Below are 16,394 nucleotides of genomic sequence, written 5' to 3'. Positions count from 1 at the left end.
CGCCGGGTGCGGCGCCGCCGGCGAGCGGCCCGGTCGTCCAGCCGCTGCCGGGCGTGGCGGTCGACCCCGCGACGCTCCCCCCGCTGCCGAGCATCAGCCGCGAGGACCTCGCCCGGCTGCCGAGCCTCGAGCAGCTCGAGAACATGTCGACCGACGAGCTCGACGCGCTGCTCGGGCTCAAGCCCAAGAGCGACATCCCCCCGGGCGCCCAGCGCGCGCTGACGCGGGTCGGCGTGCTGGCGGCGGACGAGGGCGGGCTGCCGCCGGTGGCGCTTGCCAACCAGTCGGACAAGCTGGTGCGTGCGGTGCTGAACGGCACGCAAAACCAGATGGTCTCGCGCTGGGGCCACATCCTGCTCCGCCGTGCGCTCGCCAGCCGCATGGCCGCGCCGCTCGGTATGGACCCGATCGAGTTCGCCGCCTTGCGGGCGGGCGTGCTCAACCGCATCGGCGAATTCGCGCTCGCCCGAGCGGTGGTGCAGGATGTCGATACCGCCAACTGGTCGCCCGCGCTGACGCAGGAGGCGCTCACCGCCTATCTGGCGAGCGGCGACATCACCGGGGCGTGCCCCGCGGTGCGGCTCCAGGGCTCGCAGCGCGAGGATGGCGAGTGGCAGATGTGGCAGGCGATCTGCAACGCCTATGCGGGCGAGGCGGCGCTGGCGGCGACGCAGCTCGACCGGGCGCTGTTCCGCGGAGTGGCGCCGCGCATCGACGTGCTGCTCGCGCGCCGCTTTGCAGGGGCGGCGGGGCGCGGCAATCGCGGCGTGCAGATCGAGTGGCAGGGGGTCGATGATCTCAACCCCTGGCGCTTCGGCCTTGCCAATGCGGTCGGCGAGCCGGTGCCCGGCGACTTGCTCGATGCGGCGCTCACAGCGCGCGGCGGGGCTTACTACGCCCGCGCCGGTGCGCTGCTGCCGATGCTTCCCGCAGCCCAGCGCGCGGGCTTTGCCGGGCGCGCGGCACGCGAGGGCATCCTCTCCGCGACCGCGATGGTCGACCTCTATTCGGAGATCTTCGCCGATCCGGCCGCGAGCGGCGACCCGCAGACCCACGCGGCAACCCTGCGCGAAGCCTATCTTGCCGCCGATCCCGCCGCGCGCATCGCGGCGATGCAGCGCCTGTGGGGCGCGGGCGACAAGCTGGGCGGCGGGGACGGGTATGGCGCGCGGGTGCTGACCGCCTATGCCGCGGCGCGCATTCCCGTGAATGCGGCGCACGCGGGCGAGGCGGGCGAGCTTGTCGCCGCGATGCTTGCTGCCGGGCTCGACAACAACGCGGTGCGCTGGGGCCGGGTGGTCGACGAGGGCTCGCTTGCCTGGGCGCTGATCGCGCTCGCCGCTCCAGGCGGCGAGGGCGTGGGGCAAGGCGCGGTCGAAAGCTTCGTCGGCAACGACAACAGCGCGGGCCAGCGCAAATCCGCCTTTCTCGTCGCCGGGCTCGCAGGGCTCGGCCGGCTGAGCGAGAGCGACGCGAGTTCGGTGGGCGGCGACCTCGGGGTCGATCTTGCCCGGCAGACCCGCTGGACCCGCGCCATTTCCGGCGCCGCCAATGTCGGCAACCCGACGCTGGTGGTGTTGCTCGCGGGCCTCGGGATGCAGGGCGCGAGCTGGGAGCAGATGACCCCGCTGCATCTCTACCACATCACCGCCGCGCTGACCCGCGTGGGGCTCGAGGCCGAGGCCCGGATGATCGCCGCCGAGGCTGTGGCGCGGGGCTGATGTCCGCGGCGACCGAGGCGTTCCTCGCCATGCTCGCCGCCGAGCGCGGGGCGGCTGCCAACACGCTCGCCGCCTACGCCCGCGACCTTCGGCAGGCCGAGGAGGCGATCGGCGACCTTGCGGCGGCGGATCGCAATGCGGTCGGCAGCCTCGCGGGGGAATGGGCGCGCCTTGCGCCTGCCAGCGTTGCGCGCAAGGCTTCGGCATTGCGGCAGTTCTTCGGCTTCGCGATCGACGAGGGCTGGCGGCGCGACGATCCCTCGGGCGCGTTGCCGCAGCCGCGCCTGCGCCGGCCGCTGCCCAAGGTGATGGGCCACGATGAGATCGCTGCGCTGTTCGCGCGCGCCGAGATGGAGGCGGCGGGCGAGGACCCCAAGGCGGTGCGCCTGCTGGCGCTGATCGAGCTGCTCTACGGATCGGGCCTGCGCGCGAGCGAGCTCGTCGGCCTGCCGCTCCACGCCGTGCCGCGCGACGCGCCGTTCCTGACGGTGACGGGCAAGGGCGGCGCCTCGCGGCTGGTGCCGGTCGGCAGCCGCGCGCTCGACGCAGTGGGGCGGTGGCTGACGCTCCGCCCGCAGGTCCCTTTCTCGCGCTACCTGTTCCCTGGCAAGCCGGGCGAGCACCTCACCCGCGTGCGCCTGTTCCAGCTGCTGAAGGCGCTGGCGGCGCGCGCCGGGCTCGATCCTGCCGCGATAAGCCCGCACGTGCTGCGCCACGCCTTCGCAACGCATCTGCTGGAGGGCGGGGCGGACCTGCGCGTGCTGCAGACCCTGCTCGGCCATGCCGACATCGCCACCACCCAGATCTACACCCATGTCGAGCCCGCGAGGCTTGTCGCGCTGGTCAATTCCCGCCACCCGCTTGCAAGCCGGCCCGCATCCGACTAGCGCCCTTGCGATGATTTCCTACCTCGATTTCGAGAAGCCCGTCGCCGCGCTCGAGGAGCGCATCGCGCAGCTCAGGAGTGTCAACGCCCTGCACGACGTCGACGTCGCCGGAGAGATCGGGCGGCTCGAGGCGAAGAGCGCGGACCTCATCGCCAGCACCTATGCCTCGCTGACGCCGTGGCAGAAGACCCAGGTCGCGCGGCACCCCCAGCGCCCGCATTTCCGCGACTATGTGGCGCAGGCCTTCACCGACTTCATGCCGCTGGGTGGCGACCGCCTCTATGGCGACGACCTCGCGATCATGGGCGGCTTCGCGCGGCTTGGCGGGCGGCGGGTGATGCTGATCGGCCACGAGAAGGGCAACGACACCAAGAGCCGGATCGCCCACAATTTCGGCATGGGCAAGCCCGAGGGCTATCGCAAGGCGATCCGCCTGATGCAGATGGCGAGCCGATTCGGCCTCCCGGTGGTGACGCTGGTCGACACCTCGGGCGCCTTCCCCGGGATCGAGGCCGAGGAGCGCGGCCAGGCCGAGGCGATCGCGCGGGCGACCGAGGCCTGCCTTGCGCTCGAGGTGCCGATGGTCGCCGCGATCGTCGGCGAGGGCGGATCGGGCGGCGCGGTGGCGCTCGCCTCCGCCAACCGGGTTCTGATGCTGGAACACGCCGTCTATTCGGTCATCAGCCCCGAAGGCTGCGCCTCGATCCTGTGGCGCACCTCGGAAAAGGCGCCCGATGCGGCGCAGGCGATGAAGGTGACGGCGCAGGACCTGAAGCGTCTCGGCGTCATCGACCGCATCGTGAAGGAGCCGGTCGGCGGCGCGCATCGCGATCCGGCGGCGGCGGCGCGGATGCTCGCGGTTGCGCTGGCCGAGGAGCTCGATACGCTGGCGACGGGCTCGGCCGAACAACTGATCGCCGCGCGCGAACAACGCTTCCTCGCCATCGGCGGCTGACCGGCCATCCCAAGTTAAGGTCCGATCAGGCAGGCCCTTGCTCAGATCAAAGATCCCGATAGGGTTTGTGCCTAAGGACGGGACGAGCAGCAAAAGGGACTGAAGATGGCTCGCAACAAACGCAGGGCGCTCGCCTTCGGCATCGCGGCGGTGGCAGTCGCCGGGTGCGTGACGGCCGAGGCCCAGGCGCCGCAGACCGCCGGGCGGATCACGCCGCAGGAGGCGCAGCAGGGCGCGCAGTATCATCCGCAATTCCTCGCCGAGTTCGGCGGCGCGATGTCGGGTCCGCAGGCCGCCTATGTCGAACAGGTCGGCAAGAACATCGCGGTGCAATCCGGCCTCGGCAATGCGCGCGACGCCTTCACCGTCAGCCTCCTCAATTCGCCGGTGAACAACGCCTTCGCGGTGCCCGGCGGCTATATCTACACCACCCGCCAGCTCGTCTCGCTCATGAACAGCGAAGCCGAGCTTGCCGCGGTGCTGGGCCACGAGGTCGGCCATGTTGCCGCGCGCCATTCGCAGCGGCGCCAGCAGGCGGCGACGCGCAATTCGATCCTCGGCGTGCTGGGCGCCATCGGTTCCTCGATCCTGTTAGGAGATTCGCAGATCGGGCAGACGGTTTCGCGCGGTTTGCTGGAGGGCTCGCAGCTTCTGACGCTGCGGTTCTCGCGTCAGCAGGAATTGCAGGCGGACGATCTGGGCATCCAGTATCTCGCCCGCGCCGGCTATGACCGGCGGGCGATGGGCACGGTGCTGGCGAGCCTCGCGGCGCAGAACGCGCTCGACGCGCGGCTCACCGGGCAGAATGCGAGCGTCCCGGCCTGGGCCTCGACCCACCCCGACCCGGCGAGCCGCGTGCAGAGCGCGCTGCAAAAAGCGGGCAACGGCGGCGGCGTCACCAACCGCGACACCTTCCTCACCCGGATCGACGGGCTGCTTTATGGCGACGATCCGCAGCAGGGGGTGATCGAGGGCAGCACCTTCATCCACCCGGCCCTGCGCTTCGCCTTCACCGCGCCGCAGGGCTACTACATGACGAACGGGACGCGTGCGGTGAGCATCCAGGGGCAGGGCGGCGGCCAGGCGCAGCTGACGACGGCGGCCTACAGCGGCAACCTCGAGACCTATGTGCGCCAGCAGTTTCAGGCACTTGGCGGGCAGAACAGCCAGCTAGCGCCCACCGCTCTCCAACGCACCACGATCAACGGCCTGCAGGCCGTCTACGGGACCGCGCGGGTGAACAGCGGCAACCAGCAGGTCGATGTCGTGGTGGTGGGCTATGAGTTCGCCCGCGACCAGGCCTTCCACTTCGCCGCGATCGCGCCGGCGGGCCGGGCGGGCACCTTCGACGGGATGTTCCGTTCGATGCGGCGGATCACCCCGTCCGAGGCCGGTTCGGTGGTGCCGAGAAAGCTCCAGGTGGTCACCGTGGCGCGCGGCGACACGGTGGCGAGCCTTGCGCGGCGCATGGCTTTCGACAGCGCGCAGGAGGATCGCTTCCGGGTGCTGAACGCGCTCGGTAGCCGCGAAGAGGTGACGCCCGGCCAGAAGGTCAAGCTGGTGGTGCGTGCTGCGCGTTGATGGCCCGCGCGGCGTTGCCGCAGCGGGCCTGCGCGGCCTAGGCGCCTGACACGCCCGGGGTCATCTTGCTGTCGATATTGCTGAAGGTGCCTGAGAGTGTCGTGCCGAGCGCGCTCATCGCCGTGATCGCGGCGACGGCGATGAGGGCGGCGATCAGGCCGTATTCGATCGCGGTGGCTCCCTCCTGATCGTGCCAGAGAGCAGTGGTGAGCATCATGGTGGTTCTCCGCAAGGAAGCGTGTCACGTGAGGTCGGCCGTCGATCGGTCGCTCAAATGCGGAGATTACGTCGGATATGGTAAGGATTGGTCGATCCGGTCATCCGTGATCGCCCCGGGTTGCGCGCCGCGCGCGCATCGCTCAAAACGAAACGGCGAGGATCGCTCCCCGCCGTCCGAATGATGATGTCTTGAAGGATGGTGATGCTCAGGCGGTGACGCCGGGCTGCATCTTGGTGCGAACGTTGCTGAACGTACCGCTCACCGTGGTGCCAAGGTTGCTCATGGCGGTGATGGCGGCAACCGCGATGAGCGCGGCGATGAGGCCGTACTCGATGGCGGTGGCGCCCTGCTCGTCAATCGCGAGTTTCTTGATCAAGGTCATGTCTGGTCTCCGACTTGCTTGTGGATCAGTCGTGTCCCCCCAGACGGCCGTCGGGTTGCCCCTCGTGCCACTGGCTGATCCGCCTTGTCGTGCGACACCCTTGCATTTCCGGTGCCGACCAGTTTCTCCGTCTGTTTTAAAGCGGTCTTGTTCGGGACATGATCCTGGAAGAAAAACGGCGGGGATTTGTGGTCCCCGCCGCAATTCTCATAGCTGATCGCGTGATTACGCGGTCACGCCCGGGGTCATCTTGGTGTTCACGTTGCTGAAGGTACCCGAGAGGGTGGTGCCCAGCGTGCTCATGGCGGTGATCGCGGCGACGGCGATCAGAGCGGCGATAAGGCCGTATTCGATGGCGGTGGCGCCCTGTTCGTCACGGACGAGGTTCTTGAAGAAAGTCATGTCTGGTCTCCTGTTGGTCTTCGATACCCGAGGCCCCCCTGTGTCACGGTGGGCTGTAGTGGTCTCTAGATCAGCACCTATTGAGAAATTCCTAATCCGGATCGGAGATTTTCAGGCCCCGCTCATGGCACTGACACTTCGGTTTGTTACCATGTTCCACATCGCGATCGTCGTATCCGCCACGTTCTGTACAGAAGCGATGATGGCGATCGCGATGAGGGCAAGGATCAGACCGTACTCGATGGCGGTCGCACCCGACGTGTCGTCCACGAGATCTTTCGCGATATTCGACAACACCGGGATCGCCCCTATCTTTTCGGTTTGACGCGCATAGAATCCGTTAGGCCGGTTAAGAATTCGTTGACGAGCGCGGCAAGCTTGGAAAGAAATCCGACATGACATCGGCATGGATACCCGTCGTCGCCGGAGCGCTGCACCGTGGCGACGGGTGCTGGCTGATGCATCGCCGGCCCGAGGGTAAGGCCCATGCGGGCCTCTGGGAGTTCCCCGGCGGCAAGGTGGAACCCACGGAAATGCCTGTGGAATCTCTTATCCGCGAGCTGCAGGAGGAGCTCGGCATCCGGTGCCGGGCCGACCATTGCACGCCCGCCGGATTTGCGGAAGGTCCGGCTGGCGCGCAGGGTCAGCGACTTGTCATCCTGCTTTACACGCTCGCAGCCTGGGAGGGCGAACCACAGGCGCTCGAGGGCGGGGCGGTGGGCTGGTTCACTCCGGCCGAGGCGCTCGCCTTGCCGCGACCGCCGCTCGACGTCGCCCTGTCGGAAAGGCTGTTCCAAAATCGCTGACAGCGCGCGAAAGGGCCTTGCCAAGCCGGAACGCCCCCCCTATTGGGCGCCCCTCAGCGCGCACCCGTAGCTCAGCTGGATAGAGCACCAGACTACGAATCTGGGGGTCAGAGGTTCGAATCCTTTCGGGTGCGCCAACAACGCCCGCTCCTCGTAACGAGGGGCGGGCGTTGTCGGTTCTGGCACACTGATTCGCGCCGGCTCAATCCCCGACGCTGTCCTCGAGTGCGTGCATATCCTCGTCGGACAGGCCGAAATGATGGCCCGCCTCGTGGATGACCACATGGCGGATCAACGCCGCGAAGCCGACGCCGGTCTCCTCCATCTCGGCGAGCAGCGGCTGGCGGAACAGGGTGATGACCGGCGGCAGGCCGTCGCTGTCCCATTGGCTGCGCTCGGTGAGCGCCACGCCCTCGTAGAGCCCGGTCAGCTCCCACGGGTCCGCGATGCCGAGCGAGTCCAGCTGCTCGCCGGTGGCAAATTCCTCGACGCGCAGCACCACGCCGGCCAGCTCGCGGCGGAACACCTCGGGAAGCCGGGCGATCACGCCCAGCGCCTCGGCCTCGAAGTCGCCTGTCGTCGGTTCGCGCAAGTGCCTCGTGCTCCCTTGTTCGCCGGCGGGGGATGAATTGCCGGCCCGCGCCACTACCTTGGGCCAAGATGGGGAGAGCATCCTTCCCGCGCAACGCGCGTATCTTTAGGGAACGTGCAACGGCCAGGGTGGTTGACGTCACTCGGGAACGACACGCGAAAACAACCGGGGGGCACCGAGCGTGCCGAAGAGGGAAGAAAGACAAGGGACCATGAATTACATCGCCGCTCACGATCACGACGAGGCCTTCGATCCGGAAAACCCGCTCGGCAAGCCCGAGGTGCCGGAGGAGGTGCAGGAGGCGATCCGCACGCTGATTCGCTTCGCCGGCGACGATCCGGCCCGCGAAGGCCTGCTCGACACGCCCAAGCGCGTGGGGCGCGCGTGGCTCGAATATTGCCAGGGCTACAAGGAAGACCCGGCCATCCATCTCACCCGCCAGTTCACCGAAGTGGGCGGCTATGACGAGATCGTGCTTCTGAAGGACATTCCGTTCCAGTCGCATTGCGAACACCACATGGCACCGATCACCGGCAAGGCCGCGATCGCCTACCTGCCGCGCAACAAGGTGGTGGGCATTTCCAAGCTCGCCCGCGTGCTGCACGGCTATGCCAACCGGTTGCAGATCCAGGAGCGTCTCACGGCAGAGGTGGCGCAGTGCATCTGGGATCACCTCGATCCGCACGGTGTCGCGGTCGTGATCGAGGCCGAGCACGGTTGCATGACCGGACGCGGCGTCAAGACCCACGGTGTGGGCATGGTGACCAGCCGCATCCTCGGCTGCTTCCTCGAGGATCATCGCAGCCGCAAGGAGGTCATGAGCCTGATGGGCTATTGATCTGCGAATACACGAATATTCGAGAATTGAAAAATTGTCTTGCATGTGTTAAAAAGGCATCATCTGGCCTTGGAGAAATCGATTCGCGCTGTTATCGACGGTGTGGGATTGGTCGCATGGGTCGGGACACAAGCAGGAGAATCGATGATGAAGAAGTTCGTGCTTGCAGGCTTGGCGTTTGGCGCCGGGCTCGCTTCGCCCGCGCTTGCTCTTGAACATGAAGTGGTGATCGACCACGCCGCCGGCCCGATCGCGGCCGATTATCGCGGTGCGATCAAGGTGGAGACGAAGCAGGTCGGCGCCGCCGGCGTCGCCGGTCGCCCGAGCACGCTGCGTTGCCAGTGGACCGCCTCGCTCGATGTCGAGCGGGTCGCCAAGGTCGGCACGGTGCTGAACTCGCGCCGCACCCTGTCGAGTGACGATGTCGCCGGCGGTTCGCGTCCGGGCTGGTGCCCGACCGCGCCCGAAGCGCTCGACAACCTCGTCGATGCACGCAGCGACAAGGTGCGCGCGGCGCTGATGGCACTGGTCGAGAAGGATCGCGCGGCGCTCGTCGCCGAGGCCGACACCGCCACCAACCGCGGCTGATCGCGCGCGGATTGCGAAATGCGGGGCGCTGCCGCAGGGCGGCGCCCCTTTTTCGTGCTTGCGATCGGGTGCGGAAACGATAGCCTCCCTATCGGGATCGACAGGAAATCGACCGAAGGAGCTGCCCCTATGCTGCGCACAACTGCCCCACGCCTGCTCACCGCCGCCGCCCTTGCAGGTGTGCTGTCTGCGGCCTCTGCTGGCCTGGCCGACCGGGCCGTAGCTCAGGGCCAGGCCAAGCCGAGCGCGGCGGCGCTGGCGAAGGTCACCGAACGTCAGGAGAATTTCAAGGCGATCGGCGGCGCCTTCAAGGCGGTGCGCGGCGAGCTCGAGAAAGATAGTCCCGATTACGCGCTGATCGCCGCCAAGGCCGGGGACATCAATGCGCGCGCGCGCAGGGTCGGCGGGCTGTTCCCCGCTGGCACCAGCACCGCCAGCGGCATCAAGACCGAAGCGCTCCCGGCGATCTGGAGCAAGCCCGATGCCTTCAAGGCGGCCGCGCAGAAGCTGGTCGACGAGAGCGGCAAGCTCAAGACCGCCGCGGCCACGCGCAACAAGCAGGCGGTGGCGGCGCAGGCGATGGCGTTGGGCGGCGCGTGCAAGGGCTGCCACGACCAGTTCCGGCTTCCGGCGAAGTAGGGTGAGCGAAGTTCCGGCGCCGCGCGCGCCGCTGCCGCCCGACGTGCGCGTCTGGGACCCGCTGCTGCGGCTCACCCACTGGAGCTTTCCGCTGCTGATCCCGGCGCTATGGTGGACGGCGGAGAACAGCAAGTGGGCGCTGCACAAGCAGCTCGGTCTGGTGCTGCTGGGCCTGCTCGCGTTCCGCATCTTGTGGGGCTTTCTCGGGCCCGAGACGGCGCGCTTTGCGCAGTTCGTGAAAGGGCCGCGCGCGGTGCTCGCCTATCTGCGCGGGGGTGCGGACAAGGCGAGCATCGGGCACTCGCCGCTCGGCGGGTGGAGCACGCTCGCCTTGCTGGGCGCGCTGCTGCTGCAGGTCAGCCTCGGGCTGTTCGCGGGCGATCCCTTCGACGGGGCGACGGGCCCGCTCAATGCGCTCGTCGGCGTGACGATGGCGGACAGGCTGACCGAGCTGCACGAGACGTGGTTCTGGGCGATCGTGGCTTTGATCGCGCTGCACCTCGCCGCGATCACCTTCTACGCGGTGCGGGGCGATGATCTCCTGAGCCCGATGGTGGGAGGCGCCCGCCCGCCGATGCCTGGGGTGGCGGGGATCGGCCCGGTGCCGTGGGGGAGGGGGCTGCTCGCCTGCGGCCTTGCAGCCGGATTGGCCTATTGGCTTTCGCAGGGCGCACCGCCCCTGACGTGATGGTGATCCTCCCCGCCGCCCGCGCGTCGGGGAGGACCGATCCGATCAGAGCTGGCCGAGCAGGTGATCCGCGCTCGAGACGCGGAAGTCGCCCGGCTCCTCGACGTTGAGCTGTTCGACCACGCCGTCGTTGATCACCATCGAGAAGCGCTGGCCGCGGGTGCCCATGCCGAAGCCCGAGCCGTCCATCGTGAGGCCCACCGCCTTGACGAAATCGGCATTGCCGTCGGCGAGCATGGTGATGTCGTCCGACCCTTGCGCCTTGTTCCAGGCGCCCATCACGAAGGCATCGTTGACGGCGGTGCCGACGATCTCGTCGATGCCCTTGGCCTTCAGATCTTCGGCCTTCTCGACGAAGCCGGGGAGGTGCTTGGCCGAGCAGGTCGGGGTGAAGGCGCCGGGGACCGAGAACAGCGCGACCTTTTTGCCTGCGAAGTATTCGGAGGACTTGACCGCCTGCGGGCCCTCGGCGGTTGCCTTGATCAGGGTGACTTCGGGGATCTTGTCGCCAACGGAAATGGTCATGAGATGTGCGTCCTTCTGCGTGGAACTTGATGCGCGCCTCTATAGCGCCTTGCGACGGGCGGGCAACGATTACACATATAAAGATAAGTTTATATTGCCCCGGCGCGGATGTGCCGCTAGGGGCAGGCGCACGAGGCGGGCGCAGGTCGCTCGCCGGACCGGATTTGTCCCCAGGAGACACGCACATGGCCACTCTCGCTGCCACCCCGACCACCGAATACGTCATCAAGGACATCGCGCTCGCCCAGTTCGGCCGCGACGAGATCATGATCGCCGAGACCGAGATGCCCGGCCTGATGGCGCTGCGCGAGGAATATGGCGCCTCGCAGCCGCTGAAGGGCGCGCGCATCACCGGCTCGCTCCACATGACGATCCAGACCGCGGTGCTGATCGAGACCCTTGTGGCGCTGGGCGCGGAAGTGCGCTGGGCGACCTGCAACATCTTCTCGACGCAGGACCACGCCGCCGCCGCGATCGCCGCGCGCGGCATTCCGGTGTTCGCGATCAAGGGCGAGACGCTGGCCGATTACTGGGACTACGTCGGCCGCATCTTCGACTGGTCGTCGGAAGCCGATCCGGACCTCACCGCCAACATGATCCTCGACGATGGCGGCGATGCCACCATGTTCGCGCTCTGGGGCGCGCGCCTTGAGGCGGGCGAGGAGATGGGTGAGCCGACCAACGCCGAGGAAATCGAATTCCAGCGCGCGCTCAAGGCCTTCATCGCCGCAAAGCCCGGCTACCTCACCAAGACGGTGAAGGCGATCAAGGGCGTCTCGGAAGAGACCACCACGGGCGTGATGCGCCTCTACCAGATCGCCAAGCAGGGCAAGCTCCCCTTCCCGGCGATTAACGTGAACGACAGCGTGACCAAGTCGAAGTTCGACAACCTCTACGGCTGCAAGGAATCGCTGGTCGACGCGATCCGCCGCGCGACCGACGTGATGCTGGCCGGCAAGGTCGCCTGCGTCGCCGGTTACGGTGACGTTGGCAAGGGCTCGGCGGCTTCGCTGCGCGACGGCGGCGCCCGCGTGATGGTGACCGAGATCGATCCGATCTGCGCGCTGCAGGCGGCGATGGACGGCTTCGAGGTCGTCACCATGGAAGAGGCCGTGAAACGCGCCGACATCTTCGTCACCGCGACCGGCAACGAGGACGTCATCACCGCCGACCACATGATGGCGATGAAGCCGATGGCGATCGTGTGCAATATCGGCCACTTCGACAGCGAGATCCAGATCGCCGCGCTTTCCAACTACGAGTGGAAGGAAATCAAGGAAGGCACCGACCTCGTCACCTTCCCCGACGGCAAGTCGATCATCATTCTCGCCAAGGGCCGCCTCGTGAACCTCGGCTGCGCCACCGGCCACCCGAGCTTCGTGATGAGCGCGAGCTTCACCAACCAGACGCTGGCTCAGATCGAGCTGTTCACCAAGGCGGACGAATACGAGAATGACGTCTACGTCCTGCCCAAGCATCTCGACGAGAAGGTCGCTGCGCTGCACCTCGCCAAGCTTGGTGTGCAGCTCACCCAGCTGAGCCAGAAGCAGGCCAGCTACATCGGCGTGCCGCAGGCCGGCCCGTTCAAGCCCGACCACTACCGCTACTAAGCCATGCAATCCGTCCGCCCCAGCCCGTATTCTCACGGGGCTGGGGGCGGGCGGGTTCTCCCCCGTTGCGCTCGGGCCGGCCTGCGCATAGCGGTTGACCGATGGACGTGACGCCTCTCTCGCTGGTGCTGATCGCGATCGTCCTCGCCGCGTGGACGGTGGGGGCGGCGATCGTCGTCCTGCGCGCCAACCGCAGCGTCAAGCGCGCCAAGGCGATGCGCACCAGCCTGAAGCGGATGCAGACCCTCCTCGACGTCGCCCCCGCGCTTCCGCTGCTGGTGCGGGTCGACGGGCGAATCGAAGCTTCGGAGCGGCTCGCCCGGATGCTCGGGCTGAGCGGGATGCCGCGCTACCTGTCGGAACTCGCCGCCCCCGCCGGCAATCCGAAGGCGGGCGGGTTGGCGCAGGCGCAGCTCGACCAGCTGTGGACGAAGATCCAGACCACCCAGAAAAGCGCCGCGCCGTTCCGCATGGCGATCAACCTGCCGGGCTCGCAGCGCAGCCTCGCGCTCTACGGCACGCTCGCCGATCCGCAGGTCTCGCCGGGCGGAGCGGCGCTGGTGTGGGTCTTCGACTTCACGGAGAGCCATGCCGAGATGGCCCGCCTGCGCGCCGCCGCCGCGCGGGCCACGGGCGATTTCGCCGCGCTCGTCGGCCTGATCGAGGCGGCGCCCATGCCGATGTGGTTCCGGGATGCGGACCTCAAGCTCCAGCTCGTCAACCAGGCCTATGTCGATGCGGTCGGCGCGGTGAGCGCGGCCGAGGTGGTGCAGGGCCAGATCGAGCTGCTCGAGACCGAGGAGGGCCGCTCGCCCGCCGACGTGGCCCGCGCGAGCCTCCAGAGCCAGAACGCCTCGGAGCGGATCACCGCCTCGACCATCCATGGCGCGCGCCGCACCCTTAGGGTGAGCGACCTGCCGCTGGGGCAGGAGGGCGTTGCGGGCTATGCCATCGACATCGAGGAGCAGCAGCAGGTCGAGCGCGAGTTCCGCGCCTTCCGCGAGGCAACCCGCGCGCTGATCGACCAGCTTTCGGTGGGGGTGGCGCTGTTCGATGCGGATGAACGCCTGACCTTCGCCAACCGCCCCTTCCGCCGCCTGTTCAGCCTGACCGACGATGCGGTCGAGGCGCACACGCCCTTTGATCGCTTCCTCGCCGAGGCGCGCGAACGCCGGCGCACGCCCGAGGTCCGCGACTTTCCGGAGTGGCGGCGCGAGCGGACCCAGTGGTTCGCCCTGCGCGAATCCGTGGAGGAGCCCTGGCCGCTGCCGGGCGGCACGCACCTGCGCGTCGTCGCCCAGCCGATGCCCGACGGCGGCCTCGTGCTCATCACCGAAGACCGGACCGAGAGCCTTGCCCTGTCCGCCGTCCGCGACACCCTGCTGCGCACCCGCACGGCGACGCTCGACAGCCTGTTCGAGGCGCTGGCGATCTTTGCCCCGGACGGCTCGGTGCAGCTCTGGAACCGCAGCTTTGCGGGCACCTGGGGACTGTCCAGCGAATTGCTCGACCAGCACCCCAGCGCCGATGAACTGCTGAGCGCGATCGGGCGCAACCTCGTCAACCCCGAGGAGGCAAGCCTTATCGGCGCGGCGGTGCGCGCGGCGACGCTCGACCGGCGCGAGAAGGAGGGCCGCGTGGAGCTCGCCGACGGGCGCACCCTGCGCTTTGCCGGCATCCCGCTGCCCGACGGCAATGGCCTCCTCACCGTGCTCGACATCACCGCCTCGCAGAAGGCCGAGCAGGCCCTTCGCGAGCGCGCCGAGGCGCTGGAGGAGGCCGACGCCGTCAAGGCCAGGTTCCTCGCCAACATGAGCTACGAATTCCGCACGCCGCTCACCACCATCGGCGGCTATGCCGAGCTTCTGAAGAGCGGGGCGGCCAGCGATCCTGCGGCGGCGGGCGAATATGTCGACGCGATCCTCGCCGCGGTCGAGCGTCTCACTGAGCAGGTCGAGAACGTGCTCGACCTGTCGCAGTCCGAGGCGGGGCTCCTGCCGATCCGCAAGGAACGCCTCGACGTGCTCGACTTCCTCACCGCGCTGGTTCGCGAGCGCGAGGCGGCGATCATCGCCGCCGGGCTCAGCCTCGATCTCAAGGGCCGCCGGGGCCGGGTGATCGAGGCGGACCCGCGGCAGATGGGCCGGGCGATGGGCAACCTTCTCGACAATGCCGTCGCACACACCCCCGAAGGTGGGCGGATCGTGATCGAGATCAAGCGGGCGGCGGAGGGGGCGGGGCACGGGCTCGAGATCACCATCGCCGACAATGGCCGGGGGATGAGCTCGCAGGAGCTGGCGCGCGCGCTAGGCGGGCTGAAGCCGGGCGGCGAGGGCGCGCCCGAGCGGCGCACCGGGCTCGGCATCCCGCTCGCGCGCCAGCTCATCGCCGCGCACGACGGCACGCTCGAGATCGTCAGCCGCAAGGGCGCGGGCACCACCGCGATCATCCGGCTGCCGTGAGCGAAGCGCGCGAGAGCCTGCCGGATCTCGCCGCGATGACCGGCTACGGCGCGCGCATCGCCGCCGCCCTGCGTCCGGGTGATGTCGTGGCGCTGGAAGGCGGGCTGGGCGCGGGCAAGACGACGCTCGCCCGCGCGATCCTGGCTGCCTTGGGACACGAGGGCGAGGTGCCCTCGCCGACCTTCACGATCATCGAGACCTATGCTGCGCCGCCGCTCCGGCTGCCCGTGGTCCACGCCGATTTCTACCGCCTCGAGGACCCGGGCGAACTCGCCGAGATCGGGCTCGACGAGTATCGCGAAGGCGCGGTGCTGATCGCGGAGTGGCCCGATCACGCGGGCGGTTTCGGGCATGAACCGGGGTGTCTTGCCATCGCGCTCGAACCTGTCGGCGAAAGCGGGGAAGGGGGGCGGATTGCGATTGCCCGGGGCGGGGCGGATTGGCTAGGGCGCTTGCCATGAGCGAACTGCCGCAGGGACTTGCCGAATTTGTCGCGGGCGCCGGCTGGGCCGATGCCGAGGTCCAGCCGCTTCCGGGCGACGCGTCGTTCCGGCGCTATTTCCGCCTCCTGCGCGGTGCGGGCGAAAGCGCGATGCTGATGCACGCGCCCCCGCCGCACGAGGACCCCCAGCCCTTCCTCGATGTCGCGCATTGGCTGAACGCACACGCGATGCGCGCGCCCGCGATCTTTGCCTCGGAGCCGCAAGCAGGCTGGGTGCTGACCGAGGACTTCGGCAACGACCGGATGCGCGACTGGCTCGACCTTCATCCGGGCGAGGAGCGCGCCGCTTACGAGGCCGCCGTCGATGCCCTCGCCGCGCTCCACCGTCTGCCGCCGGGGCCTTTCGCGCCCTACGACATGGCGGTGTACCAACGCGAGGCGGCATTGCTCGCCGAGTGGTGGTGCCCGGCGCAGGGCCTCGCCGTGGACGCCGAGGGCTATGCCGCCGCCTGGGGCAAGGTGCTTGCCCCCGTCATCGCCCGCCAGAGCCCCGGCGTCACAGTGCTGCGCGACTATCATGCCGAGAACATCATGCTGCTCGGCGGCAAGGCGACCGCCCCGCAAGGCCTGATCGACTTCCAGGACGCGCTCGTCGGACACCCCGCCTATGATCTCGTCTCGCTGCTCCAGGACGCGCGGCGCGACGTCGATGTGCATCTGGAGACGGCGATGCTGCTGCACTACAGCCAGGCGATCGGCGGCACGGACGACGATTTCCTCGCCGCCTATGCCACGCTCGGCGCGCAGCGGAACGCCAAGATCGTGGGCATCTTCACCCGGCTGAATGCCCGCGACGGCAAGCCGCGCTACCTCGCGATGATCCCGCGCGTCTGGGCCGCGCTCGAACGCGATCTGGCGCATCCTGCGCTCGAACCGGTCGCGCGGTGGTTCGACGCCAACATCCCCGAGGCCCTGCGCGCCGCGAACGGAGGCCTCTCATGAGGAACCCGCTGGTCTCGAGCGAAGTCGAGAGACTGACCGCAAGCGCCGAGCAAG

At 68.5% G+C, this 16,394-nt stretch carries 19 protein-coding genes and 1 tRNA gene; 14 read left to right on the top strand and 6 right to left on the bottom strand.

From position 1 onward, the window contains the following. From OPU67_RS14505 to OPU67_RS14490, 4 genes are all read left to right on the top strand, one after another. Positions 1-1,721, top strand: a 1,721-nt coding sequence (locus tag OPU67_RS14505) for a hypothetical protein (RefSeq protein WP_267620871.1), incomplete at its 5' end; no start/stop codon positions are given. Next, positions 1,721-2,608, top strand: coding sequence for a tyrosine recombinase (locus tag OPU67_RS14500; RefSeq protein WP_267620870.1), 888 nt, complete (start codon positions 1,721-1,723; stop codon positions 2,606-2,608). The genes OPU67_RS14505 and OPU67_RS14500, both read left to right, overlap by 1 nt. Positions 2,609-2,618: 10 nt before the next feature. After that, on the top strand, positions 2,619-3,563 hold the full coding sequence (locus tag OPU67_RS14495) for an acetyl-CoA carboxylase carboxyltransferase subunit alpha (RefSeq protein WP_267620869.1): 945 nt from the start codon (positions 2,619-2,621) through the stop codon (positions 3,561-3,563). Between the two features lie 105 nt (positions 3,564-3,668). Next, on the top strand, positions 3,669-5,144 hold the full coding sequence (locus OPU67_RS14490; protein WP_267620868.1) for a M48 family metalloprotease: 1,476 nt from the start codon (positions 3,669-3,671) through the stop codon (positions 5,142-5,144). 37 nt (positions 5,145-5,181) lie between these two features. Here the strand turns inward: OPU67_RS14490 and OPU67_RS14485 are convergent, their stop codons facing one another. From OPU67_RS14485 to OPU67_RS14470, 4 genes are all read right to left on the bottom strand, one after another. Next, a complete protein-coding gene (locus OPU67_RS14485) occupies positions 5,182-5,361 on the bottom strand; it encodes a Flp family type IVb pilin (RefSeq protein ID WP_267620867.1) in 180 nt (59 codons plus the stop codon). A gap of 208 nt (positions 5,362-5,569) precedes the next feature. Continuing rightward, the gene (locus OPU67_RS14480; RefSeq protein WP_267620866.1) at positions 5,570-5,746 is read right to left on the bottom strand and encodes a Flp family type IVb pilin; all 177 of its coding nucleotides are present in this window, start codon (positions 5,744-5,746) and stop codon (positions 5,570-5,572) included. A gap of 225 nt (positions 5,747-5,971) precedes the next feature. After that, the gene (locus tag OPU67_RS14475; protein WP_267620865.1) at positions 5,972-6,148 is read right to left on the bottom strand and encodes a Flp family type IVb pilin; all 177 of its coding nucleotides are present in this window, start codon (positions 6,146-6,148) and stop codon (positions 5,972-5,974) included. 111 nt (positions 6,149-6,259) lie between these two features. After that, positions 6,260-6,445, bottom strand: a complete 186-nt coding sequence (locus OPU67_RS14470) for a Flp family type IVb pilin (RefSeq protein WP_267620864.1) — start codon at positions 6,443-6,445, stop codon at positions 6,260-6,262. A gap of 98 nt (positions 6,446-6,543) precedes the next feature. Here OPU67_RS14470 and OPU67_RS14465 point away from each other — a divergent pair, with 98 nt between their 5' ends. Then, complete coding sequence (locus tag OPU67_RS14465; RefSeq protein WP_267620863.1) at positions 6,544-6,954, top strand: (deoxy)nucleoside triphosphate pyrophosphohydrolase; 411 nt, start codon at positions 6,544-6,546, stop codon at positions 6,952-6,954. Positions 6,955-7,014: 60 nt separating this feature from the next. Continuing rightward, positions 7,015-7,091 (top strand) — tRNA-Arg (locus OPU67_RS14460). A gap of 65 nt (positions 7,092-7,156) precedes the next feature. Here OPU67_RS14460 and OPU67_RS14455 read toward each other — a convergent pair. Continuing rightward, positions 7,157-7,546, bottom strand: coding sequence for a metallopeptidase family protein (locus tag OPU67_RS14455; protein WP_267620862.1), 390 nt, complete (start codon positions 7,544-7,546; stop codon positions 7,157-7,159). 211 nt (positions 7,547-7,757) lie between these two features. On the opposite strand from OPU67_RS14455, the gene folE reads away from it, so the two are divergent. The 4 genes from folE to OPU67_RS14435 all read left to right on the top strand — a co-directional run bounded on the left by folE (position 7,758) and on the right by OPU67_RS14435 (position 10,299). Beyond that, positions 7,758-8,384, top strand: coding sequence for a GTP cyclohydrolase I FolE (gene folE / locus OPU67_RS14450; protein WP_267620861.1), 627 nt, complete (start codon positions 7,758-7,760; stop codon positions 8,382-8,384). A gap of 144 nt (positions 8,385-8,528) precedes the next feature. Further along, on the top strand, positions 8,529-8,972 hold the full coding sequence (locus tag OPU67_RS14445; protein WP_267620860.1) for a hypothetical protein: 444 nt from the start codon (positions 8,529-8,531) through the stop codon (positions 8,970-8,972). Between the two features lie 129 nt (positions 8,973-9,101). Further along, positions 9,102-9,611: a c-type cytochrome gene (locus OPU67_RS14440; protein WP_267620859.1), complete on the top strand. Its 510-nt coding sequence runs from the start codon at positions 9,102-9,104 to the stop codon at positions 9,609-9,611. Between the two features lies 1 nt (position 9,612). After that, positions 9,613-10,299 (top strand): cytochrome b/b6 domain-containing protein, encoded by a 687-nt coding sequence (locus OPU67_RS14435; protein WP_267620858.1) that lies wholly within the window; start codon positions 9,613-9,615, stop codon positions 10,297-10,299. Between the two features lie 45 nt (positions 10,300-10,344). Here OPU67_RS14435 and OPU67_RS14430 read toward each other — a convergent pair whose 3' ends face one another. After that, positions 10,345-10,824, bottom strand: coding sequence for a peroxiredoxin (locus OPU67_RS14430; protein ID WP_267620856.1), 480 nt, complete (start codon positions 10,822-10,824; stop codon positions 10,345-10,347). A 185-nt stretch (positions 10,825-11,009) separates the two neighbouring features. Here OPU67_RS14430 and ahcY point away from each other — a divergent pair, with 185 nt between their 5' ends. The 4 genes from ahcY to OPU67_RS14410 all read left to right on the top strand — a co-directional run bounded on the left by ahcY (position 11,010) and on the right by OPU67_RS14410 (position 16,340). Next, complete coding sequence (gene ahcY, locus OPU67_RS14425) at positions 11,010-12,434, top strand: adenosylhomocysteinase (protein ID WP_267620854.1); 1,425 nt, start codon at positions 11,010-11,012, stop codon at positions 12,432-12,434. Positions 12,435-12,535: 101 nt separating this feature from the next. Then, positions 12,536-14,896: a PAS domain-containing sensor histidine kinase gene (locus OPU67_RS14420; RefSeq protein WP_267620852.1), complete on the top strand. Its 2,361-nt coding sequence runs from the start codon at positions 12,536-12,538 to the stop codon at positions 14,894-14,896. Then, on the top strand, positions 14,893-15,357 hold the full coding sequence (gene tsaE, locus OPU67_RS14415; RefSeq protein ID WP_267620850.1) for a tRNA (adenosine(37)-N6)-threonylcarbamoyltransferase complex ATPase subunit type 1 TsaE: 465 nt from the start codon (positions 14,893-14,895) through the stop codon (positions 15,355-15,357). The genes OPU67_RS14420 and tsaE overlap by 4 nt, the downstream gene beginning before the upstream one ends. Beyond that, the gene (locus OPU67_RS14410; RefSeq protein ID WP_267620848.1) at positions 15,354-16,340 is read left to right on the top strand and encodes an aminoglycoside phosphotransferase family protein; all 987 of its coding nucleotides are present in this window, start codon (positions 15,354-15,356) and stop codon (positions 16,338-16,340) included. Before tsaE ends, OPU67_RS14410 begins: the two co-directional genes overlap by 4 nt. Positions 16,341-16,394 lie beyond the last annotated feature (54 nt).

Origin of the sequence: Erythrobacter sp. WG, from assembly GCF_026586795.1 — a bacterium.
In the GTDB taxonomy this organism is placed as follows: domain Bacteria; phylum Pseudomonadota; class Alphaproteobacteria; order Sphingomonadales; family Sphingomonadaceae; genus Erythrobacter.
This window is presented reverse-complemented; position numbering and strand designations above follow the sequence as displayed.